At 50.6% G+C, this 21,066-nt stretch carries 20 protein-coding genes; 10 read left to right on the top strand and 10 right to left on the bottom strand.

Features of this window, described 5'->3' with window-relative positions:
* Nucleotides 1–47: 47 nt before the first annotated feature.
* From ftsA to lpxC, 3 genes are all read left to right on the top strand, one after another.
* Nucleotides 48–1,304 (top strand): cell division protein FtsA, encoded by a 1,257-nt coding sequence (ftsA, locus tag A8F97_RS22640; RefSeq protein WP_005975219.1) that lies wholly within the window; start codon nucleotides 48–50, stop codon nucleotides 1,302–1,304.
* Between the two features lie 68 nt (nucleotides 1,305–1,372).
* Nucleotides 1,373–2,524, top strand: a complete 1,152-nt coding sequence (gene ftsZ / locus A8F97_RS22645; protein WP_005975217.1) for a cell division protein FtsZ — start codon at nucleotides 1,373–1,375, stop codon at nucleotides 2,522–2,524.
* A gap of 104 nt (nucleotides 2,525–2,628) precedes the next feature.
* Nucleotides 2,629–3,546, top strand: a complete 918-nt coding sequence (lpxC, locus tag A8F97_RS22650) for a UDP-3-O-acyl-N-acetylglucosamine deacetylase (protein ID WP_025919419.1) — start codon at nucleotides 2,629–2,631, stop codon at nucleotides 3,544–3,546.
* Between the two features lie 12 nt (nucleotides 3,547–3,558).
* Here lpxC and A8F97_RS22655 read toward each other — a convergent pair whose 3' ends face one another.
* The gene (locus tag A8F97_RS22655; protein ID WP_014701421.1) at nucleotides 3,559–4,086 is read right to left on the bottom strand and encodes a DUF721 domain-containing protein; all 528 of its coding nucleotides are present in this window, start codon (nucleotides 4,084–4,086) and stop codon (nucleotides 3,559–3,561) included.
* A gap of 26 nt (nucleotides 4,087–4,112) precedes the next feature.
* Here A8F97_RS22655 and secM point away from each other — a divergent pair, with 26 nt between their 5' ends.
* From secM to mutT, 3 genes are all read left to right on the top strand, one after another.
* Entirely contained in the window at nucleotides 4,113–4,628 is a 516-nt protein-coding gene (gene secM, locus A8F97_RS22660) for a secA translation cis-regulator SecM (RefSeq protein WP_005975211.1), read from the top strand.
* A 111-nt stretch (nucleotides 4,629–4,739) separates the two neighbouring features.
* The gene (gene secA / locus A8F97_RS22665; protein WP_025919417.1) at nucleotides 4,740–7,442 is read left to right on the top strand and encodes a preprotein translocase subunit SecA; all 2,703 of its coding nucleotides are present in this window, start codon (nucleotides 4,740–4,742) and stop codon (nucleotides 7,440–7,442) included.
* A gap of 89 nt (nucleotides 7,443–7,531) precedes the next feature.
* Entirely contained in the window at nucleotides 7,532–7,927 is a 396-nt protein-coding gene (mutT, locus tag A8F97_RS22670; protein ID WP_014701418.1) for an 8-oxo-dGTP diphosphatase MutT, read from the top strand.
* A gap of 44 nt (nucleotides 7,928–7,971) precedes the next feature.
* On the opposite strand, the gene yacG is transcribed toward mutT, so the two are convergent.
* The 3 genes from yacG to coaE are packed head-to-tail and all read right to left on the bottom strand — an operon-like array spanning nucleotide 7,972 to nucleotide 9,594.
* Complete coding sequence (yacG, locus tag A8F97_RS22675) at nucleotides 7,972–8,166, bottom strand: DNA gyrase inhibitor YacG (protein WP_015731234.1); 195 nt, start codon at nucleotides 8,164–8,166, stop codon at nucleotides 7,972–7,974.
* 56 nt (nucleotides 8,167–8,222) lie between these two features.
* Complete coding sequence (gene zapD / locus A8F97_RS22680; protein WP_014701416.1) at nucleotides 8,223–8,975, bottom strand: cell division protein ZapD; 753 nt, start codon at nucleotides 8,973–8,975, stop codon at nucleotides 8,223–8,225.
* Complete coding sequence (gene coaE, locus A8F97_RS22685; RefSeq protein WP_014701415.1) at nucleotides 8,968–9,594, bottom strand: dephospho-CoA kinase; 627 nt, start codon at nucleotides 9,592–9,594, stop codon at nucleotides 8,968–8,970. Before coaE ends, zapD begins: the two co-directional genes overlap by 8 nt.
* Before the next feature lie 292 nt (nucleotides 9,595–9,886).
* Here coaE and A8F97_RS22690 point away from each other — a divergent pair, with 292 nt between their 5' ends.
* A complete protein-coding gene (locus A8F97_RS22690) occupies nucleotides 9,887–10,927 on the top strand; it encodes a GMP reductase (protein ID WP_014701413.1) in 1,041 nt (346 codons plus the stop codon).
* An 85-nt stretch (nucleotides 10,928–11,012) separates the two neighbouring features.
* On the opposite strand, the gene hofC is transcribed toward A8F97_RS22690, so the two are convergent.
* The 5 genes from hofC to A8F97_RS22715 form a co-directional block, all read right to left on the bottom strand.
* Nucleotides 11,013–12,218: a protein transport protein HofC gene (gene hofC / locus A8F97_RS22695; RefSeq protein ID WP_033072148.1), complete on the bottom strand. Its 1,206-nt coding sequence runs from the start codon at nucleotides 12,216–12,218 to the stop codon at nucleotides 11,013–11,015.
* Nucleotides 12,215–13,687, bottom strand: a complete 1,473-nt coding sequence (gene gspE / locus A8F97_RS22700; protein ID WP_015731232.1) for a type II secretion system protein GspE — start codon at nucleotides 13,685–13,687, stop codon at nucleotides 12,215–12,217. Before gspE ends, hofC begins: the two co-directional genes overlap by 4 nt.
* 2 nt (nucleotides 13,688–13,689) lie before the next feature.
* Entirely contained in the window at nucleotides 13,690–14,136 is a 447-nt protein-coding gene (ppdD, locus tag A8F97_RS22705; protein ID WP_033072147.1) for a prepilin peptidase-dependent pilin, read from the bottom strand.
* 309 nt (nucleotides 14,137–14,445) lie between these two features.
* The gene (gene nadC, locus A8F97_RS22710) at nucleotides 14,446–15,336 is read right to left on the bottom strand and encodes a carboxylating nicotinate-nucleotide diphosphorylase (protein WP_033072146.1); all 891 of its coding nucleotides are present in this window, start codon (nucleotides 15,334–15,336) and stop codon (nucleotides 14,446–14,448) included.
* Between the two features lie 143 nt (nucleotides 15,337–15,479).
* Nucleotides 15,480–16,340 carry a nucleoside-specific channel-forming protein Tsx gene (locus A8F97_RS22715; RefSeq protein WP_014701407.1) on the bottom strand — a complete coding sequence of 287 codons (861 nt, stop codon included), beginning with the start codon at nucleotides 16,338–16,340 and terminating at the stop codon, nucleotides 15,480–15,482.
* A gap of 399 nt (nucleotides 16,341–16,739) precedes the next feature.
* Between A8F97_RS22715 and ampD the strand changes: the two genes are divergently transcribed.
* Nucleotides 16,740–17,315, top strand: a complete 576-nt coding sequence (gene ampD / locus A8F97_RS22720) for a 1,6-anhydro-N-acetylmuramyl-L-alanine amidase AmpD (protein ID WP_025919411.1) — start codon at nucleotides 16,740–16,742, stop codon at nucleotides 17,313–17,315.
* On the top strand, nucleotides 17,312–18,166 hold the full coding sequence (ampE, locus tag A8F97_RS22725; protein ID WP_014701405.1) for a beta-lactamase regulator AmpE: 855 nt from the start codon (nucleotides 17,312–17,314) through the stop codon (nucleotides 18,164–18,166). Before ampD ends, ampE begins: the two co-directional genes overlap by 4 nt.
* An 81-nt stretch (nucleotides 18,167–18,247) precedes the next feature.
* Here ampE and A8F97_RS22730 read toward each other — a convergent pair whose 3' ends face one another.
* On the bottom strand, nucleotides 18,248–19,606 hold the full coding sequence (locus A8F97_RS22730) for an amino acid permease (RefSeq protein WP_014701404.1): 1,359 nt from the start codon (nucleotides 19,604–19,606) through the stop codon (nucleotides 18,248–18,250).
* Between the two features lie 646 nt (nucleotides 19,607–20,252).
* On the opposite strand from A8F97_RS22730, the gene pdhR reads away from it, so the two are divergent.
* Nucleotides 20,253–21,017 carry a pyruvate dehydrogenase complex transcriptional repressor PdhR gene (pdhR, locus tag A8F97_RS22735; protein WP_005975168.1) on the top strand — a complete coding sequence of 255 codons (765 nt, stop codon included), beginning with the start codon at nucleotides 20,253–20,255 and terminating at the stop codon, nucleotides 21,015–21,017.
* The last annotated feature ends 49 nt before the right edge of the window (nucleotides 21,018–21,066 follow it).

Consider the following 21,066-nt stretch of genomic DNA (forward strand, 5'->3'; position numbering starts at 1 on the left):
GATCAGCAACAGAACAGTAACCAGAAACAGGCACAGGCTAAACAACAATGATCAAGTCGACAGACAGAAAACTGGTAGTTGGGCTGGAAATCGGTACAGCAAAAGTGGCTGCGCTGGTAGGGGAAGTCCTGCCCGATGGCATGGTCAATATTATTGGCGTAGGCAGTTGCCCGTCACGCGGAATGGATAAAGGCGGCGTAAACGATCTGGAATCGGTCGTTAAGTGTGTTCAACGCGCGATTGATCAAGCGGAGTTAATGGCAGACTGTCAGATTTCTTCTGTGTATCTGGCGCTATCGGGAAAACACATCAGTTGCCAGAATGAAATAGGAATGGTGCCTATTTCAGAAGAAGAGGTGACGCAGGAAGACGTAGAAAGCGTGGTGCACACCGCTAAATCTGTGCGCGTGCGCGATGAACACCGCGTTCTCCATGTGATTCCGCAAGAATATGCGATCGATTATCAGGAAGGGATTAAAAACCCAGTTGGCTTATCCGGCGTGCGTATGCAGGCGAAAGTCCACCTGATAACCTGCCATAACGATATGGCGAAGAATATTGTTAAAGCCGTTGAACGCTGTGGTTTAAAGGTCGACCAACTGATTTTTGCGGGGCTGGCTTCCAGTTATGCGGTTCTGACAGAAGACGAGCGTGAACTGGGCGTGTGCGTCGTTGATATCGGTGGTGGCACAATGGATATCGCGGTCTATACCGGCGGTGCATTGCGGCACACGAAAGTGATTCCTTATGCAGGCAATGTGGTGACGAGCGATATTGCCTACGCGTTTGGCACGCCGCCGACGGATGCTGAAGCGATTAAGGTACGTCATGGTTGTGCATTAGGCGCGATCGTCGGCAAAGATGAGAATGTGGAGGTTCCGAGTGTTGGAGGACGTCCACCCCGCAGTCTGCAAAGACAGACACTGGCGGAAGTGATTGAACCACGTTACACCGAGCTATTGAACTTGGTGAACGATGAACTTTTACAGTTGCAGGAGCAGTTGCGTCAACAGGGCGTGAAACACCATCTGGCGGCAGGGATTGTGCTGACGGGTGGTGCTGCGCAAATAGACGGTCTGGCGGCTTGTGCGCAGCGTGTGTTCCATACACAGGTGCGTATTGGACAACCAATGAATATAACAGGGCTGACGGATTACGCCCAAGAGCCTTATTACTCAACGGCGGTTGGGTTACTGCATTACGGAAAAGAATCTCACCTGGGTGGTGAGCATGAAGTCGAAAAACGTGCCTCAGTGAGCAACTGGTTCAAGAGAATCAATAGCTGGTTGAGGAAAGAATTTTAATTTTATCAAAGAGATCACCTGGCACAGTTTTATGATCTCGCAGTTACAGGCACAAACGGAGAGAAATTATGTTTGAACCAATGGAATTAACCAACGACGCGGTGATTAAAGTCATCGGCGTCGGTGGCGGCGGTGGTAATGCCGTCGAACACATGGTGCGCGAGCGCATCGAAGGCGTAGAGTTTTTTGCGGTCAACACGGATGCGCAGGCATTACGTAAAACAGCGGTTGGCCAGACGATTCAGATCGGTAGCGGTATCACAAAAGGTCTGGGTGCAGGCGCTAACCCGGAAGTTGGCCGTAATTCGGCTGAAGAAGATCGTGAAGCATTGCGTTCAGCGCTGGAAGGTGCGGACATGGTGTTTATCGCCGCAGGTATGGGCGGTGGTACAGGGACCGGCGCTGCACCGGTTGTGGCTGAAGTAGCCAAAGACCTGGGCATTCTGACCGTCGCTGTGGTGACCAAGCCTTTCAATTTTGAAGGCAAAAAGCGTATGGCGTTTGCGGAGCAGGGTATCGCCGAGCTGTCTAAGCACGTCGACTCGCTGATCACCATTCCAAACGACAAACTGTTGAAAGTGCTCGGGCGTGGTATTTCCCTGCTGGATGCATTTGGTGCAGCAAATGACGTACTGAAAGGCGCGGTGCAGGGCATTGCTGAGCTGATCACACGTCCGGGTCTGATGAACGTCGACTTTGCAGACGTGCGTACCGTGATGTCCGAAATGGGTTATGCCATGATGGGCTCCGGCGTTGCACGCGGTGAAGACCGTGCAGAAGAAGCGGCTGAAATGGCGATCTCCAGCCCACTGTTGGAAGATATCGATCTTTCTGGTGCGCGTGGCGTGTTGGTTAACATCACGGCGGGCTTTGACCTGCGTCTGGATGAGTTCGAGACGGTAGGTAACACTATCCGTGCATTTGCATCTGACAATGCGACTGTGGTGATTGGTACGTCGCTTGACCCAGAAATGAATGATGAACTGCGTGTGACGGTTGTTGCAACGGGTATCGGCATGGACAAACGTCCTGAGATTACTCTGGTGACGAACAAGCAGGCCAGCCAGCCTGTGATGGATCATCGTTATCAGCAACACGGTATGACGCCGCTGGCGCAGGAAAAACCGGCTGCCAAAGTGGTTAACGACCAGAATCCGCAGACGAATAAAGAGCCAGACTATCTGGATATTCCAGCGTTTCTACGTAAGCAGGCAGACTAATTTGCTGCCAGATAACGTTGGAATCTCCGCTCTTTGTGCTAAACTGTGCCACCGAGCCTAGTCTATACTAGGTCGGTAGGTTCAGTAACATGCGAGATAAAATGATGATCAAACAACGTACATTAAAACGTATTGTTCAGGCGACTGGTGTCGGGTTACATACCGGCAAGAAGGTCACGTTGACCATGCGTCCTGCACCGGCAAATACCGGGGTCATCTATCGCCGCACAGACTTGAATCCCCCGGTTGATTTCCCGGCTGATGCAAAATCCGTGCGTGATACCATGCTCTGTACTTGCCTGGTTAATGAGCATGACGTGCGTATTTCTACGGTGGAGCATCTTAACGCTGCACTTGCAGGGTTGGGCATTGACAATATTGTCATTGATGTTGACGCACCGGAAATTCCAATTATGGATGGCAGCGCCAGTCCGTTCGTTTACCTGCTGTTAGATGCGGGTATCGAAGAACTGAACTGCGCCAAGAAATTTGTACGTATCAAACAACCCGTGCGCGTTGACGATGGCGACAAGTGGGCCGAAATGAAACCGTTTAACGGCTTCAGTCTGGATTTCACTATCGACTTCAACCACCCGGCGATTGATGCGGGCAACCAGCGCTATCGTTTGGATTTCTCTGCTGATGCGTTTGTTCGCCAGATCAGCCGTGCGCGTACCTTCGGCTTCATGCGCGATATCGAATACTTGCAGTCTCGTGGGTTGTGCCTGGGCGGCAGTATGGATTGTGCCATCGTCGTTGACGATTACCGCGTGCTGAACGAAGACGGTCTGCGTTTTGAAGATGAGTTTGTCCGCCATAAAATGCTGGATGCCATTGGTGACCTGTTTATGTGTGGTCATAACATCATCGGTGCGTTTTCTGCATTTAAATCCGGTCATGCGCTGAACAACAAACTGTTGCAGGCTGTGCTGGCAAATCAGGAAGCGTGGGAATACGTGACCTTTGAAGACGAAGCTGAAATGCCGCTGGCGTTTAAAGCACCGTCTATCGTGTTGGCGTAACGCCTGAAGTTGTCACTTCTTATTACGACTGGTTTTACTGGTACCCTCTCCGGCCAGTGATGCCAGTCGTTCTAATATCTTTCTAAGTTTTTCCGGGCTGTTGCCTGCTAACGTCCTCAATGTCTCCGCGCTTTGCTCACTCAACTGACGCAACGGTTTGTCGTCGGCACTCCCCGTGACTGAAATGTCACTATTTTTCACGGTTTCATGCCCTTTTGCGGCAAGCGTTGGATTAATCCTGATGTCGATTGAAGCCAATGATGGTAGTATTTGTGCGCGTAATGCAGAGAGCAGCGCAGGTTGTTCGTAACGTAACCGCATCAGCCAACTGGCGTTGGCGGTTTCCAGTATTAGTAAGCCTTGTCGGTAATTAGCGACGCGGCACCATGGGTGCAACGGTGCTGGCAGCAATCCGCGGACGGCACGGTTGAGTTTTAATAAGGCGATAGCGCGCTGTTGCACATCTTGTAGCGGGCCTTTACCCGACATAGATGCGCTATCAAACAGAAATTCCAGTGATTGTGGGCGGCTATCACGCATAGACCAGGCTCCGGTGGATGTTACTCGTGATTGGTATTCTAAATCGTTGGCGACAATTTGGCAGACGTTATTTCTGGCCGCATCTCTTATTAGGGATGGTCGCGGCGAGTCTCGGTCTGCCGACAAGCCTGAACGACTCACAGGATATTGCCTCACTCCCTAATTCAAGTTCCAGTGTTAGTCGCCAAAATAACGTATCGCTGAGCCTTACCGATTTGGTGGCGTTGAAGGAAGCGCATCGACGCTCGTCCTACAGCGTTGATTACTGGCATCAGCATGCGATACGTACTGTCATCCGTCACCTTTCTTTTGCATTGACGACGCCACAGACGGTTAATGCCCAACAGGCTGACGAACTGGAACCGCATTCTCTGGTTTTGCTGGATACGCTAAATGCGTTGCTGACGCAGGATTCCCAGTATCCCTTCGTGATCTCCCCCCATGCTGGGCGAGTCACTTTTTATCCTCAGGCACATCATCAAATCGGTATTTGGCTTGCCCAAATTCGTGGCATCCGTGCAGGACCCTCTCTTCTCAGTTGAACGTGTAATTGATAATTAGCTGAAGAAATTTCTTCCGTTTTCTCTGAGTTTCTCAGGTTTTCGATGTTGTGTTGCCACTGGATACGTGGCACTTGTGAGATTAAAATTATTATGGTCATGAATATCCTAACCAAAATTTTTGGTAGCCGTAACGATCGTACTCTACGCCGTATGCGTAAAAATGTTGATGTTATTGGTCGCTTAGAGCCAGAAATGGAAAAACTTTCAGATGAGGAACTGCAAGCGAAAACGCTGGAGTTCCGTGTTCGTCTGGAGAAAGGTGAAACGCTGGAAAACCTGCTGCCGGAAGCCTTCGCTGTGGTGCGTGAATCCAGTAAGCGTGTGTTTGGCATGCGTCATTTCGACGTGCAGCTTCTTGGCGGCATGGTGTTGAACGAGCGATGCATTGCGGAGATGCGTACTGGTGAAGGTAAAACGCTGACGGCAACCTTACCGGCGTACTTGAATGCGTTGACTGGCCGTGGCGTGCACGTGGTTACCGTGAACGATTATTTGGCACAGCGTGATGCCGAAAATAACCGTCCGCTATTTGAATTCCTTGGCCTGAGCGTCGGTATTAACCTGCCAGGTATGCCTGCTCCGGCGAAGCGTGAAGCCTATGCCGCAGATATTACCTACGGGACCAATAACGAATACGGTTTTGACTACCTGCGTGACAACATGGCGTTCAGCCCAGAGGATCGCGTACAGCGCAAACTGTACTACGCGCTGGTGGATGAAGTTGACTCGATCTTGATCGATGAAGCACGTACACCGCTGATCATTTCTGGTCCGGCTGAAGACAGCTCCGAGCTTTATATCAGCGTCAATAAAATTATCCCTCACCTGATCCGTCAGGAGAAGGAAGATTCGGATACCTTCCACGGTGAAGGCCACTTCTCTGTTGATGAGAAAGCACGTCAGGTTAACCTTACCGAACGCGGTCTGGTTCTGGTGGAAGAACTGCTGGTGAAAGAAGGCATTATGGAAGAGGGGGAATCGCTGTACTCCCCGACGAACATTATGCTGATGCACCATGTGACCGCTGCGCTGCGTGCGCACGTGCTGTTTACTCTCGATGTGGACTACATTGTGAAAGACGGTGAAGTTATCATCGTTGACGAACACACGGGTCGTACCATGCAGGGGCGTCGCTGGTCCGATGGTCTGCATCAGGCTGTGGAAGCGAAAGAGAAGGTGGCCATTCAGAATGAAAACCAGACGTTGGCTTCCATTACCTTCCAGAACTACTTCCGTCTGTACGAAAAACTGGCAGGTATGACGGGTACGGCAGATACCGAAGCGTTCGAATTCAGCTCCATCTATAAGCTGGATACGATTGTGGTGCCGACCAACCGTCCGATGATCCGTAAAGATTTGCCCGATCTGGTCTACATGACCGAACAGGAAAAAATCGATGCCATTATTGAAGATATCAAAGACCGTTCCGTAAAAGGCCAGCCGATTCTGGTCGGTACGATCTCCATTGAGAAATCAGAAGTGGTTTCTCTGGCGCTGGAGAAAGCAGGCATTAAACACAATGTGTTGAATGCGAAGTTCCACGCCATGGAAGCCGATATCGTTGCTCAGGCGGGTCAGGCTGGTGCCGTCACTATCGCAACCAACATGGCTGGTCGTGGTACGGACATCGTATTAGGCGGTAGTTGGCAAACAGAAGTGGCACATCTGGAAAACCCAGATGACGGGCAAATTGCAGAAATCAAAGCCGCCTGGAAAGTGCGTCATGATGCCGTATTGGCTGCGGGTGGTTTGCACATTATCGGTACAGAGCGCCATGAATCTCGTCGTATTGATAACCAGTTGCGTGGCCGTTCGGGCCGTCAGGGGGATGCGGGTTCATCACGTTTCTATCTGTCGATGGAAGATGCGCTGATGCGTATTTTTGCCTCCGATCGTGTTTCTAACATGATGCGTAAGCTGGGCATGAAACCGGGTGAAGCCATTGAGCACCCGTGGGTCACCAAGGCGATTGCTAACGCACAGCGTAAAGTGGAAAGCCGTAACTTTGATATTCGTAAACAACTGCTGGAATACGACGATGTAGCGAGCGATCAACGTCGTGCGATCTACACGCAGCGTAACGAACTGCTGGACGTGTCTGATATCAGTGAAACCATCACCAGTATTCGTGAGGATGTGTTTAAAGCGACTATCGATAGCTATATCCCGCCGCAGTCTCTGGAAGAGATGTGGGATTCGGAAGGATTGGAACAGCGCCTGAAGAACGATTTCGATCTGGATATGCCGATCAAGGCCTGGCTGGATAAAGAGCCTGAACTGCATGAAGAAACGCTGCGTGAGCGTATTTTCCAGCAGGCGCTTGAAATTTATTCTCGCAAAGAAGAAGTGGTTGGCAATGAAGTCATGCGCAACTTCGAGAAAGGTGTGATGTTGCAGACGCTAGATTCCTTGTGGAAAGAGCATCTGGCGGCAATGGATTATCTGCGTCAGGGAATCCATCTGCGTGGCTACGCGCAGAAAGATCCGAAGCAAGAATATAAGCGTGAATCATTCTCTATGTTTGCCGCGATGTTGGAATCACTGAAATATGAAGTGATCAGCACGCTGAGCAAAGTCCAGGTGAGAATGCCGGAAGAAATAGAAGCATTGGAGCTGCAACGCCGCGAAGAAGCTGAACGTTTGGCGCAGCAACAGCAACTGAGCCATCAGGAAGAAGATAGCCTGAATACCGGTTCTCCTGCTCATGCAGACCGTAAAATTGGGCGTAACGATCCTTGCCCGTGCGGTTCAGGCAAGAAGTATAAGCAGTGCCACGGTCGCTTACAGAAATAATGGGCTGCTAATCCAGTGAGTAATTGGTGATAAGTGCAAAGGCGGTCATTGACCGCCTTTTACTTGGTAAGAATTTGATAGGAATTGTCATGACGCAAAAACAGTTATCCGTCGCAGTGGGGATCATCCGCAATGCGGAACAGCAATACTTCATTGCTCGTCGTCCTGATGGCGTTCATATGGCAGGGATGTGGGAGTTTCCTGGCGGTAAAATTGAAGCGGGCGAAACGCCAGAACAGGGGCTGATTCGTGAACTGTTTGAAGAAACGGGTATCGACGCTAGCGCACCACAGCCGTTAAACAACAAAACGTTTTCTACGCCAGAGAGGATCATCACGCTTCATTTCTTTCTGGTTGAAACGTGGCAAGGGGAACCCTATGGCCGAGAAGGTCAGGAATCTCGCTGGGTGAGCGTAGAAGAATTACGTGAGGAGGAATTTCCGCCAGCGAATGCGGAGATGATCCGCTGGCTGAAATCGTTTTAATCTAGATTTGCCTGTCTGAAAAATGTTACTGCGAAACGTGGCTGTTAGCGCGTTTCGCTCCAGTCATCACTATCAGAAACCATGTCATCACTCGGAATGCGTTTTTCTTCGTCAGCCCATTCACCTAAATCGATGAGTTGACAACGTTTGCTGCAAAATGGGCGATAGGTGCTGTTCTCATCCCAGATGACCGCCTGCTTGCAGGTGGGACACTTCACTGTTGTAATCTCTGTTGTCATAAAATTCTTTTCACTCTATTTGGTGCTGAATGCGTTTTCGTTTATCAGGGCTGGGTCTAACAGCAGGCCAGTTCAAACGTTAAACGAGGGGGAATATGGCCGTTTTCGCTATCCAATGGTAGAAAACGGATGGCATAGCGTGTCTTATGGCCGGATATTTGCGGATAGAGTTGATGTGTCTGTTCAAGACGCAAACGTAGCAGGTCTGCATCAGAGGCATTGTCCTGAAAGAAGCCATTCAGGCTGGTTTGTGGGCGAAATGTGCCGGAGTGACGGATCAGTTCCAGGATCATATCCAATGCTTGTTTGAGCGGCGACAAGGAGCTAAGCCAGCCATAAACCAATTTCTCACGCAGCGTCTGAGGTTGGTGCAGCCAGCTATGCAGTGTCGGCAAGTCGAAACTGCAGCACCCGCCGGGAATACCGAGTCGCTGGCGAACCATGCCAATCAGGCGATCTTCCCGTAAAAACTGCCCCATTCGCGGTGCCGCCATCAGCGTACCGGCCAGATCTTTTAACTGACGTCGTAGTGTGTGGATACGCTCCATGTCAACGCCCGGTACATCACTCCATTGCAGCAATTTTTGCTGTTGGCGCTCCAGTTCTTTCAGCAACTCGGTACGCACATCTCCACGTTCTAGCACATCAAGCAGCTCGGCGATGGCACGAAAAAATGTCAGGGCACCCCCCATATCGGTCAGGGAATGGTTTTGATGCAACTGCTGCAATAATGATTCGATACGCAACCAGGTACGCGTTTTTTCGTTCAGCGGATATTCAAATAAAATGGTTGAGGAGGCGTCACTCATTCTTAGTCATCCTGTCGGTTGCGGAGGCGGCTAGATCCAAATAATGGCGGTGTAATTCCGCAACCTGTGGAGCCAGTTCGTTTGGGCAACGACTGTTATCAATAATATCATCGGCATAAGCCAGGCGCTGCTCTCGGGTTACCTGTGCTGCCAGTATGTTTTCTGCTTGTTGCCGACTGATGCCATCGCGGGCCAGTGTGCGTTCAAGCTGTGTGTCTCTGTCTACATCAACGACCAGAATACGCTGTGCTCGCCGTTGTAACCCATTCTCTACCAGTAGCGGGACGACCCACAGAATGTACGGCGTGGACATGGCACGAAACTGGGCCTGTGTTTCCTGATGGATCAAAGGATGGAGCAAATTATTCAGCCACTGTTTCTCGTCTGGTGAGGAAAAAATTCGGTGACGTAGTGCGGTACGGTTCAATGAACCATCGGTATTGAGCACAGCATCGCCAAACCGGATCCTGATGGCATCCAGCGCGGGTTTCCCAGGTTCAACTACCTGTCGTGCGAGGATATCCGCATCAACGATAGTGGCCCCTAATTTGGCAAATTCATCGGCGACGGTGCTTTTCCCGCTGCCGATACCGCCGGTTAAGGCTACGATGTATGTCATTGCGCTCGTGCTGAAAAGTTAATATTTCGACTATCTTCAAGGGTGAGGAGTATATTCCCATCCCCCAAATCCGATCAGGCATAAACCGCGGTTTGCTTCACACTATCACTCTGCTGGGTGATAGGTAAATTTTTCTGATTTTATCCCAAATAAAGTGAAAATCGCAGTCTTGCCGCAGGATTATTCCTGCGTATGATAACGTCACTGGTAAAGGGCATTATTTTTTCAAACGCGATTATGCTCAGTAGTGATACTGAATATATCGCCGTCACTAACCAGGAACTCGAACCTCATGCGCATTGAAGAAGATGTAAAGTTAGGCTTTAAAGACGTTCTCATCCGGCCAAAGCGTTCGACGCTGAAAAGCCGCTCCGAGGTTGAATTAGAACGTCAATTCACCTTTCTCCACGCCGGAGGCAACTGGTCCGGTGTACCGATTATCGCAGCCAATATGGATTCCGTAGGTACGTTTAGTATGGCGGAAGTCTTGGCCTCTTTTGATGTTCTGACGGCTGTCCATAAACACTACTCTGTCGAACACTGGTCTCAGTTTGTGCAACGTGTACCGGCATCGGTATTACGTCATGTTATGGTTTCGACCGGGACGTCTGATGCTGATTTCATCAAGTTAAAGCAGATTTTGGCGTTGTCGTCGGAGCTGAAATTTATCTGTATTGATGTAGCAAATGGCTATTCTGAGCACTTTGTGACATTCCTGCAAAAAGCACGTGAGGCCTGCCCAGATAAGGTTATCTGCGCGGGAAACGTCGTGACGGGCGAAATGGTGGAAGAACTTATTCTCTCCGGGGCAGATATCGTGAAAGTCGGCATTGGCCCCGGTTCTGTCTGTACTACACGCGTTAAGACGGGTGTAGGCTACCCCCAGCTTTCCGCCGTGATTGAATGTGCCGATGCGGCACATGGCCTTGGTGGGCAAATCGTGAGTGATGGCGGTTGTGCTATGCCGGGCGATGTAGCAAAAGCATTCGGCGGCGGTGCGGATTTCGTCATGTTGGGCGGCATGCTGGCAGGGCATGATGAATGTGAAGGCACCATCGTTGAAGAAAACGGTGAGAAAATGATGTTGTTCTACGGCATGAGTTCCACATCTGCGATGGAACGTCACGTCGGCGGTGTGGCGGAGTACCGTGCCGCAGAAGGAAAAACCGTGAAATTGCCACTACGCGGTCCGGTAGATAATACCGTCCGCGATATCCTTGGCGGCTTGCGATCGGCCTGTACCTATGTTGGCGCATCCCGCCTGAAGGAACTGACGAAGCGCACAACGTTTATCCGCGTGGCCGAACAGGAAAATCGTATTTTCAACGGATAGTTGCGTCTTCAGAGCCCCTCTTTCCGCTGCTAACAGTGACTGCGTGGTCTGATTTGTCGACGTTGCCGTGTATGTATTGGCCGGTTCAGGCACCAGCCAATACATTCCCCAGTTGGAAGATAGGCAAATACATGCCAATCACTAGCGCCCCGACCATTCCGCCGACGACCATCATCAATAACGGCTCCAGCGTTTGTGTCAGCATATCGGCCTGTTGTTGCACCCGCCTCTCATGCCATTCTGCTAACTGTGTAAAGATTGCATCCAGCGATCCGGTTTCTTCCCCAACCCGAATCAACTGCGGACAAGGTGCCGGGAACAGCGCGATGTGATGCTGTGTGGCATGGTATAGCGACGTCCCCTGATGCAACTGCGTTTGTATCTGTTGAATCGCGGCCTGATAAAGCGGATGACGGATCGTTGCTGCCGCATCCAGCCCTTCTGGGAGCGTCAAACCGGCATGCTGCGTCATGGCCAGAATATTGAATATCTGGTTCAGCGATTTACCGCGTAGCAAACTGGATACTACCGGAAGCTTCAATAGCCATTCTTGTTCCCTTATTTTCCATAATGGTTTTTTCTGTCTCAATCGGGCGTACCCTAATATCAGGCAACTAAGAAGCAGTAATCCAATGAATCCGTAACCAGCGATAATATCTGCCAGATGAAGTAACTGCCGGGTAAACCACGGCAACGGCGTATTGAACGAAGAGTAGAGTGTCGCAAACTCGGGCAGAACCAGCGTCAACATCATCATGCTGACCAGTATGGCGATGAGCAAAACAAAACAGGGATAGCGTAGCGCTTTGATGACTTTCTGTTGCAGTCTGGATTGCTTCTCTTGCTGTTGTGCTAGCTGTAGGCAGCATACGTCTAGCTTCCCCGTCAATTCGCCGACGGCAATGAGGGATCGATACAGGACAGGGAAGATATGAGGATAGTCGTGTAATGCCTCAGACAGCGAGTTTCCCTGAGCAACATGAGTGCGGATGTCTCGTAATATGCAACGCCAGCCGGGGCGCTCATGCTGCTCTGACACCAATTTTAATGCTTCCAGCAGTGGCAAACCGGCTTGTAGCAGGGCGGCAAGCTGCTTGATTAACTCACCGAGCTGTTCGCGTTTCCAGTAGCGGGGCAACACATAATGGCCGGTCTTTACGGTGAGCGGCTGATAGCCCTGAGCAATTAGGCTAGCATAAGCGTGCTGGCGATGTGTGCTAATGAGTTCACCATCAGCAAATTCGCCCTCGGATGTAATGGCTTGCCAGTGATATAAGCGCGCTAACCTCATGGCTCCTCCTGATTTATCGACCACTCATCACCTACAGTACGGTAGACCTCAGCAAGTGAAGTTAGGCCGTCGTTGACTAGCTCGAGCCCCGCGGCTAGCAGCGTTGGGAAACCAGAGTCTTGCGATAAGGCAGATAATGTCCCAATGCTGACATTGCCTGCTAACGCAGCCTGAAAAACCGGCGTGATGGGCAATAATTCATATAGCGCGACACGGCCATAGTAGCCAGAGAAACAGTGGCTGCAACCATTGGCTTGCCAGTGGTGTAGTGGTCCTTGCCATATGCCATTTGGCAGTGAGAGTAGCGGCTCTCCCGGGGTTTTACAGTGCGGGCATAATCGGCGTACAAGTCGCTGTGCGACGATGAGTTTTAGCGCCGCCGCTAACAGATAGCCGGGAATGCCCAGATGGTTGAGACGGGTCAGGGTTTCTACCGCAGAGTTGGTATGCAACGTTGACATGACCAGATGGCCGGTTTGTGCGGCTTTTACCGCAATTTCTGCGGTTTCAGCATCGCGGATTTCACCAATCATAATGATGTCTGGATCTTGCCGCAGCAGCGCACGTAAAATTCTGCCAAAGCCCAGTTCCGCTTTGGGATTGATTGCCGTTTGGTTGATTCCCTGCAAGGGGATTTCGACCGGATCTTCCACGCTACAGATATTGCGGCTGCTATCGTTCAGCCAGCGTATCGCACTGTAAAGCGTCACGGTTTTGCCACTGCCTGTTGGGCCGGTGACGAGTATCATCCCCTGTGCGGCGCTCAGCACACTAATAACCTGCTGTAATGCCTTTGCGGTGAGTCCGAGTTTATCCAGTGCCAGCTCTTGCTGGTGCGTTTGTAAAATACGCAGTACGACTTTTTCTCCCTGCTGCACGGGGAGGGTGGCGATGCGTAACGAATAGGGCTGTTGATCCAGCATTAGGCTAAACTGACCATCCTGCGGTAACCGCCGTTCGGCGATATTCAATTTGCCCATGATTTTCAGCCTTGCGGTAATCCGGCCTGTCAACTCTGGAGGTGGCGCGGATATGGCTTGCAATACACCGTCAATGCGTAGCCGCACACGGTAGTTGTCTGGCTGTGGCTCAAAGTGAATATCAGAGGCGCGGCGCTGAACGGCGAGGCGCAGCGTTTGATGGATAAACTGCGCGACGGGGGAATCGTCGCCATGATCCTGCTGCCCGATGTTGGTGTGATAAGTACCGGCATGATAGGTTTCTGCGGGCTCCGCAACGGCGTTCACTGGGTTAAGCTGTTGTTCCATTCTGGCCTGTGGCCACTGTTCCACCATAATTCGACGGTTGCTGGCGAAACGCAGTGCGGCGATCATCTCTGAAGAAGGGGACACCGTGACGGCGACCGACAGCGTTTGTTCATCAATGCTGAGTAATAATGCCTGATAACGTCGGCACAACGTCTGTAACTCGCTGAGTGTACGTTCGGTGGAAAAGGCGGAGTCAGTCATGATTAACCCGCCGTGTTATCGAAACGGAAAACGTCCTGACAGGCAGATTGCAGGCTCTCTGTGCCGTTATCCGTGGCACAATTTTTCGTCCAGCGTGAAGCGCCGGTGTCGGTATCCCACGTTGGCGTCAGAATAACGCGTAGCCCTTGCAGAGTAGATTGCCCAGTGAGCGTAATTACCCCTTGCGCGACGCTAACGGTGCTGACATAGCGTGAAGGTTTACTGACAGGAATCCCCTGATTACCGGCATTACAGGCCGTAAACGCGGCATTTTCCAGACCGCAGAGATCGACTGGTGTTTTATACGACACCATCGTTTGCAGCATGTCCGTCAGCGCCGCTTTTTGCAGATAGCCTTGATAGGCGGGGACGCCAATGGCGCTGAGGATAGCTATGATCGCAATGACGATCATTAGCTCAATCAGTGTGAATCCTTGTTGTTTTATCATGTTGATTTCCCTGTTGTTGAGCATAAATTTAGTGGTGCATAAATCCATACGAATGGCTGGCAGCATAGAAAAGGGAACGAGGGCTGGCGAGCAGGGAAAATCAAAACAGGAAAGCGCTACGACATGTTTTTAGCGATTTGCAGATCGTTGAAGATTTTTTGCGAGCAGAGACGCAATTTTTATGCTGCCGGGATAAAGCATCTGTACGGGATCGGCAGTCTGCGTCGTGACGATTGTGTGAGGGGATGAGATCTAGAGATGCGAACGAGGCGCGAAATGGCACCTCGTCGATAGAAATAGAGGAAGCGATTAGATAAAGCGCATGGATAAATCCAGCGCCTGTACGTGCTTGGTTAATGCACCCACTGAGATATAGTCCACACCAGTTTCCGCATAGCCACGTAGCGTGTCGAGTGTGACATTGCCGGATATTTCCAGCAGTGCGCGGCCTTGTGTTAAGCCGACCGCTTCTCGAATATTATCCAGACTAAAATTATCCAGCATAATGATGTCTGCGCCAGCCTCTAGCGCCTGCTGTAACTCATTCAGTGATTCGACTTCAACTTCTACCGGAACATCGTTGCGCAAAGCTTGCGCTTTTTCTACCGCATTTTTGATTGAGCCAGCGGCGATGATATGGTTTTCCTTAATCAGGAAGGCATCGGATAGACCAAGACGGTGGTTGTCTCCGCCACCGCATGATACGGCATATTTCAGCGCCGTTCGCAGACCTGGCAGCGTCTTGCGGGTATCCAGCAGTCGAGTGCGTGTTCCCTGCAAGATGGCAACATAGCGGCTGACTTCGGTTGCGACGCCGGATAGCGTTTGCAGGAAATTTAGCGCGGTGCGTTCACCGGTCAGAAGTTGTTTGGCTGGCCCTGTTATGTCACACAGCGTTTGATTGGGGGTGACGATTTCGCCATCGGCGACGTGCCAAACGATCGTTGTTGTGTTGCCCAATTGAGAAAAGACTTCCTCAAGCCAGCGCGTACCGCAGAATATACCCGCTTCACGCGTGATAATGCGCGCGCTGACGGTCTCGTTGTCGGGCAACAGCAGAGCGGTAATGTCTTGATTAGCATCGACGATGCCGCCTAAATCTTCACGCAGTGCCAGTTGCACACTGGCGGGGATATCTTGTGCAATACGAGCGAGCAAGGCTTGTTGGCGTTGTTCTTGGCTGTAGCGACGCGTTGACATGACAAAACTCCGAAGGGGGATTCGGGGTCTATGCTACCTTGTTTATATCAGGACATCCAGAATGAATATTTATTATAATTCAAGGTGTTAATGTTATCGTTTTTCCGGCGGGTATGAATATCCGCCGGAAAGGGAGCGCGATTTTAGAAGTTGTAACCGACGACCAGGTAGTAGCCCCAACCGGTAGATTTCACTTCAAACGGACCTTTGCCGAAATTGAGCTCGGCGCCATCAGCCCATTGGCCGCCGTTGTGGAAATAACGTGCGACGAAAGAGTAGTGCCAGTGGTCGTAACCCAGTGCCAGAATATGGCTGGAAGCAATGGAGTTGTTAGTACGGCTTGAATTCGATTTATCACGCAGCTCTGAACCGAAATCGAAATTGGTAAAGCTGATATACGAGACGTTACCGCCCATCAGAGAGCCAAGCGGGTAGGAATATTTCACTTTTACGCGGTAGCCGTCCCACTCATTTTCGTTCGCTGCGCCGTAGTTCTGCCATTGGTATTTGGCATAACCGTTCAGTGAGAGCGACAGATCGGTGCCGGTATCAATATCGGTACCTAGCCCCATGTACCAGGTGCTCTGGCGTGAACCGCTGTTACGACCCTGATCGTAAATAACGTTATTGGCGATGTACCATTCTTTAAACGGGCCAAAACTCAGATCGGTTCCTGTCAGTTTATCAATCGAGAAGCGTGGTTCGATCTCGACAAACAGTGGGGAGCCTTTATCCCAAATACCGCGGCTATCGGGATCGCCACCGAAAAACTTAGGTGCATCGGCGTAGCCGTAGAAATCGAACCAGTCTTTACGCGCAAATGCTTCATATTCTAGATAGGTCGTGCTGTTCAGTTGCGGTCCGAAACGCGTGTGGGCACTGCCGACGACGTTAACGCTTTGATGCCACCAGTCAGACAGGTATTCGGCTTTATTGCTGTCGGCAAGAGCAGGCATTGAGCATGACAGTGCGAGTAAAGCGCCTGCGGCGAAAGTTTTTTTCATGTTAAGTACCGTAGTGTTAGACGTTATTTACGCCATGCGTAAGACTGCAAAATAAGTTTTGGTAATATCTAAAAAAATCAGAAGATAATTTTGTCATGCATTTTAAGTAAAAATAGATGCAATGCACGAAAACGATTGCCTTTTATTGTGTTATTACATTCTTAATGTGACTTTAATCACATAACGATGTTGAGATTTTATCTTGCTAAAAAGGATGTGAAAGTCGAAAAAGGCAGAAAAATGGCTAAAACATCACAAAACGAACGGTAAAACCTATTGATATCCAGTTGGATAGATAGGATGACGTGAAACATGGTATCTTGGAGCCGAGGACTTTTGGCTCTAATTGAGTTTTCGCCTGATTCAGCCGGCTAACGATACGATGCGAGGTTATCGCCAATGCTTTTGGAGAATGGCTGGTTATCCGACATTACCCACACGCCTTCACCGCATTATGATGGTCGCCCAAATGCTGAGGTGCCTTCCTTGCTGGTGATTCACAATATCAGTCTGCCGCCTGGTGAGTTTGGTGGCCCGTATATTGATCAACTGTTTACGGCTACGTTGGACCCCACTGCGCATCCCTATTTCGCCGATATTTCCCATTTGCGTGTAGCGGCACATTGCCTGATTCGTCGCGATGGGCAAACCACACAGTATGTGTCTTTCGACCAGCGCGCCTGGCATGCCGGCGTTTCGGTGTTTGAAGGCCGTGAACGCTGTAATGATTTCTCTATTGGCATCGAGCTGGAAGGGACGGATACGCTGCCTTTTACCATGGCCCAGTATCACTCGTTGGTCGCGGTTACACGCCTATTAATGTGGGCCTATCCTATTACACTGTCGAGAATTACCGGACATAGCGACATCGCTCCGGGCCGTAAAACCGATCCCGGACCGGCATTTGACTGGGACTGCTATCGTCGCCTGCTACAAGAAAACTGGACAGAAAACAAAGGGAGTCTCGATCAATGACGTTGTTTACACTGTTGCTTACGCTGGCATGGGAACGGTTGTTCAAACAGGGGGAACATTGGCAGATCGATCATCGGCTTGACGTTGTGTTCCGACACGTTCCCTCTCCTTCTTTATTTCAAACACTGTTCCTGACGCTATGCAGCATGGGCGTCGTGGCGGGACTGCTGTGGCTAACGAGCGGCATTCTGTTTGGCCTGATTTCTCTTTTGCTGTGGATTGTCATCAGCCTGATGTGTATTGGTGCGGGCGAGATTCGTCAGCACTATCGGCGATATTTGCAGGCAGCACAACGCGGCGAGGCGGATGCCAGCCGGGAAATGGCGGCGGAACTGGCGTTGATTCACGGTTTACCCGTGGGTGCAGGTGAAAGCGAGCAGTTAAAAGAGCTGCAAAATGCATTGCTATGGATAAATTTCCGGTTTTATCTGGCTCCGCTATTTTGGTTCGTTGCCGCAGGGCCATACGGGCCGGTTGCACTCGTGGGGTATGCATTTTTGCGCGCCAGACAAACCTGGCTTGCCCGGCATAATACGCCGCTGGAACGTGCACAGTCCGGTGTCGATCGTTTGTTGCATTGGCTTGACTGGGTTCCCGCCCGTTTGGCTGGTGCTGCTTACGCTCTGCTGGGGCATGGTGAAAAAGCGTTACCTGCCTGGTTCGCCTCGCTGGGGGATTCCCGTAGCTCGCAATACTGGGTGTTAACTCAGTTGGCTCAATTTTCTCTGGCGCGTGAATCCCACAGCGAACCTGTAGAAACACCCAAGGCCGCCGTGACGCTGGCGAAGAAAGTGACTCTGGTGCTGGTGGTTGTGGTGGCACTCCTGACGATATACGGTGCACTGGTCTGATGTTTGTGGTGCGTTGGTAGGAAAAATAATGGCCGACAAAGTCGGCCATTGAATCAAAAAGAATACGGTGAATGCTGAGGCTTACTTCATCTGGTTTTTCTTTTTGATAAAGTAACCAACGCCCAGAATAACCAGCCAAACCGGGATCAGCATGACGGAAATCTGAATGCTTGGAGTCAGGAACATAATCACCAGTATACCCGCCAGGAACAGCAGACAGAGGTAGTTACCCAGCGGATAAAGCAGTGCTTTAAACTTGGTCACCGTACCTTCTTTATCTTTCTGTGCCCGGAACTTCAGGTGCGCCAGACTGATCATCGCCCAGTTAATCACGAGAGCCGATACGACCAGCGCCATTAATAGCTCAAATGCTTTACCAGGAATAAGGTAGTTGATCAGCACACAGAGTGCTGTCGCCAGTGCGGAGATACCGATTGCGACAACGGGTACGCCGCGACTATCGACGGTTGCCAATGCTTTCGGCCCGTTCCCCTGTTTCGCTAGCCCGAACAGCATGCGGCTGTTGCAATAAACACAACTGTTGTAAACCGACAGTGCTGCTGTCAGTACCACGATGTTCAGCACCGTAGCCACGACATTGCTATTCAGTTCATGGAAGATCATGACGAACGGGCTACCGCCTTCTACCACTTTACCCCACGGATACAGTGACAGCAGGATCGCGAGTGAACCGATATAGAAAATCAGGATGCGGTAGATCACCTGATTGGTTGCGCGCGGAATGCTTTTCTCTGGGTCATCTGCTTCTGCTGCGGTAATCCCGACCAGCTCCAGACCACCAAATGAAAACATGATAACAGCCATCGCCATGACCAGACCGAGCCCGCCATTCGGGAAGAATCCGCCTTGCGCCCACAGGTTGGTCACGGTGGCTTCCGGCCCGCCTGTACCGCTGATCAACAGCCAGCCGCCGAAGACGATCATACCAATAATCGCGGCGACTTTGATGATGGCAAACCAGAACTCCATCTCACCGTAGACTTTGACGTTTGCCAGATTGATGGCGTTAATCAGCAGGAAGAAGACGGCGGCGGACACCCAGGTCGGAATGTCTGGCCACCAGTACTGGACGTAAATCCCCACAGCGCTGAGCTCAGCCATGGCGACCAGAACATACAGCACCCAATAATTCCATCCAGACGCAAACCCAGCGAAATCACCCCAGTATTTATAAGCAAAGTGGCTGAACGATCCGGCTACCGGCTCTTCAACCACCATCTCGCCCAACTGGCGCATAATGAGAAACGCGATCAGCCCGCCAATCGCATAGCCTAACAGGACCGATGGCCCTGCCATTTTGATTGTTTGCGCAATACCAAGAAAGAGGCCAGTACCTACCGCGCCACCCAAGGCAATCAACTGAATATGACGGTTTTTCAAACCACGCTTTAGCGTGCCGTCCGCTTGTTGATTATCCATCAAATTTAACCCTCTGCCAGTGCAAGTAAAAAATACGCCTCGTATTATTTACTGTACGTTTGTGTAATTTTATTTTTACGGAATGGTTTTTCTTAAAACAAGAAAACCACTACCGTTTGCCAAAGAATAGTGGTAAGTGCGCAAGATTGCACTGATTTCTTATAGCCTGATAATTAAAAGCTATCGCCACATCAAAATTTTTATCTCTCTTTGATTGAACCCCTGGTGATGGGAAATCGGTGGGCGATACCTCTTTGGGATTACTCCCTTTTATTACCTCTTTATCCCCGCTGTAAAAATAGTGTTTACCCCGATAGGGGACTACTGGTAATCACGCTATCTTTGTAAGAATAAAAAATCTTATTTTTTGAATAAAAATTCACTATTTGTGCATTTAAACGGTTCAGCACTGCCTGCTTTACGTTTCAAAAAAGTTAAAATATAGACAGGGGGGATTAATGGTAATACCACAGGCGGGCTATCACTTTGCCGCATGTTTCTCGTGCATTTGTTAAAATCTGGTGGGATTGGTGATTTAGCTCAAGGTCCTTATGGACAGAAGGTGAATACTTTGTTACTTTAGCGTCACGTTTTTGAAATTGGTATTACCAATTGACTCCGCGCCATTCGCAGAGAAGAATTCACCATGGCATACAGCAAGATCCGTCAGCCCAAACTGTCAGATGTGATAGAACAGCAGTTGGAGTTTCTGATCCTTGAGGGAACCTTGCGCCCCGGCGAGAAGCTCCCACCGGAGCGTGAACTGGCAAAACAGTTCGATGTTTCCCGCCCTTCTCTGAGAGAAGCCATTCAACGCCTGGAAGCCAAAGGTTTACTTTTGCGCCGTCAGGGTGGTGGTACCTTCGTTCAAGCCAATCTATGGCAAAGTGTCAGCGATCCGCTGGCAGAATTACTGAGCACACATCCCGAATCACAATTCGATCTTCTGGAAACGCGTCATGCGCTGGAAGGCATTGCTGCCTACTATGCTGCGTTGCGTGGCACAGAGTCGGATTTGCAACGTATCCGGGACTGCCATGCCGTGGTTGAGAAGGCGAAGGAAGCGGGCGATCTGGACGCCGAGTCAGAAGCCGTTATGCAATATCAGGTTGCTGTAACAGAAGCCACGCATAATGTGGTTTTGTTGCATTTGGTGCGCTGTATGGGGCCGATGCTCGAACAGAACGTGAGGCAGAATTTTGAATTGCTTTATTTGAGCCGTGAAGTGCTGGCTCAGGTGAGCATTCATCGCGCCAGCATTTTTGAGGCGATTGTTGCCCGTGAGCCGGAGAAGGCGCGCGAAGCATCACACCGCCATCTGGCGTTTATTGAGGAAGTATTGCTGGATCTTAACCGGGAACATAGTCGGCGCGAAAGATCGCTGCGTCGGCTCCAGCAACGCAAGGACTGAGCACCCGTATTTTTGGTGTTCTGAATGCGACAATGACGACGATGAGCCT

Origin of the sequence: Pectobacterium parmentieri (genome assembly GCF_001742145.1) — a bacterium.
GTDB lineage: Bacteria > Pseudomonadota > Gammaproteobacteria > Enterobacterales > Enterobacteriaceae > Pectobacterium > Pectobacterium parmentieri.

Coding starts and splice junctions, on each gene's coding strand:
- A8F97_RS22730 (WP_014701404.1), bottom strand. CDS start 19,606: ATGGATAATCAACAAGCGGACGGCACGCTAAAGCGTGGTTTGAAAAAC.
- A8F97_RS22715 (WP_014701407.1), bottom strand. CDS start 16,340: ATGAAAAAAACTTTCGCCGCAGGCGCTTTACTCGCACTGTCATGCTCA.
- A8F97_RS22655 (WP_014701421.1), bottom strand. CDS start 4,086: ATGCGTGATAGCCGCCCACAATCACTGGAATTTCTGTTTGATAGCGCA.
- ftsZ (WP_005975217.1), top strand. CDS start 1,373: ATGTTTGAACCAATGGAATTAACCAACGACGCGGTGATTAAAGTCATC.
- gspE (WP_015731232.1), bottom strand. CDS start 13,687: ATGACTGACTCCGCCTTTTCCACCGAACGTACACTCAGCGAGTTACAG.
- secA (WP_025919417.1), top strand. CDS start 4,740: ATGGTCATGAATATCCTAACCAAAATTTTTGGTAGCCGTAACGATCGT.
- mutT (WP_014701418.1), top strand. CDS start 7,532: ATGACGCAAAAACAGTTATCCGTCGCAGTGGGGATCATCCGCAATGCG.
- coaE (WP_014701415.1), bottom strand. CDS start 9,594: ATGACATACATCGTAGCCTTAACCGGCGGTATCGGCAGCGGGAAAAGC.
- A8F97_RS22690 (WP_014701413.1), top strand. CDS start 9,887: ATGCGCATTGAAGAAGATGTAAAGTTAGGCTTTAAAGACGTTCTCATC.
- zapD (WP_014701416.1), bottom strand. CDS start 8,975: ATGAGTGACGCCTCCTCAACCATTTTATTTGAATATCCGCTGAACGAA.
- pdhR (WP_005975168.1), top strand. CDS start 20,253: ATGGCATACAGCAAGATCCGTCAGCCCAAACTGTCAGATGTGATAGAA.
- ppdD (WP_033072147.1), bottom strand. CDS start 14,136: ATGATAAAACAACAAGGATTCACACTGATTGAGCTAATGATCGTCATT.
- ampD (WP_025919411.1), top strand. CDS start 16,740: ATGCTTTTGGAGAATGGCTGGTTATCCGACATTACCCACACGCCTTCA.
- lpxC (WP_025919419.1), top strand. CDS start 2,629: ATGATCAAACAACGTACATTAAAACGTATTGTTCAGGCGACTGGTGTC.
- yacG (WP_015731234.1), bottom strand. CDS start 8,166: ATGACAACAGAGATTACAACAGTGAAGTGTCCCACCTGCAAGCAGGCG.
- nadC (WP_033072146.1), bottom strand. CDS start 15,336: ATGTCAACGCGTCGCTACAGCCAAGAACAACGCCAACAAGCCTTGCTC.
- ampE (WP_014701405.1), top strand. CDS start 17,312: ATGACGTTGTTTACACTGTTGCTTACGCTGGCATGGGAACGGTTGTTC.
- ftsA (WP_005975219.1), top strand. CDS start 48: ATGATCAAGTCGACAGACAGAAAACTGGTAGTTGGGCTGGAAATCGGT.
- hofC (WP_033072148.1), bottom strand. CDS start 12,218: ATGAGGTTAGCGCGCTTATATCACTGGCAAGCCATTACATCCGAGGGC.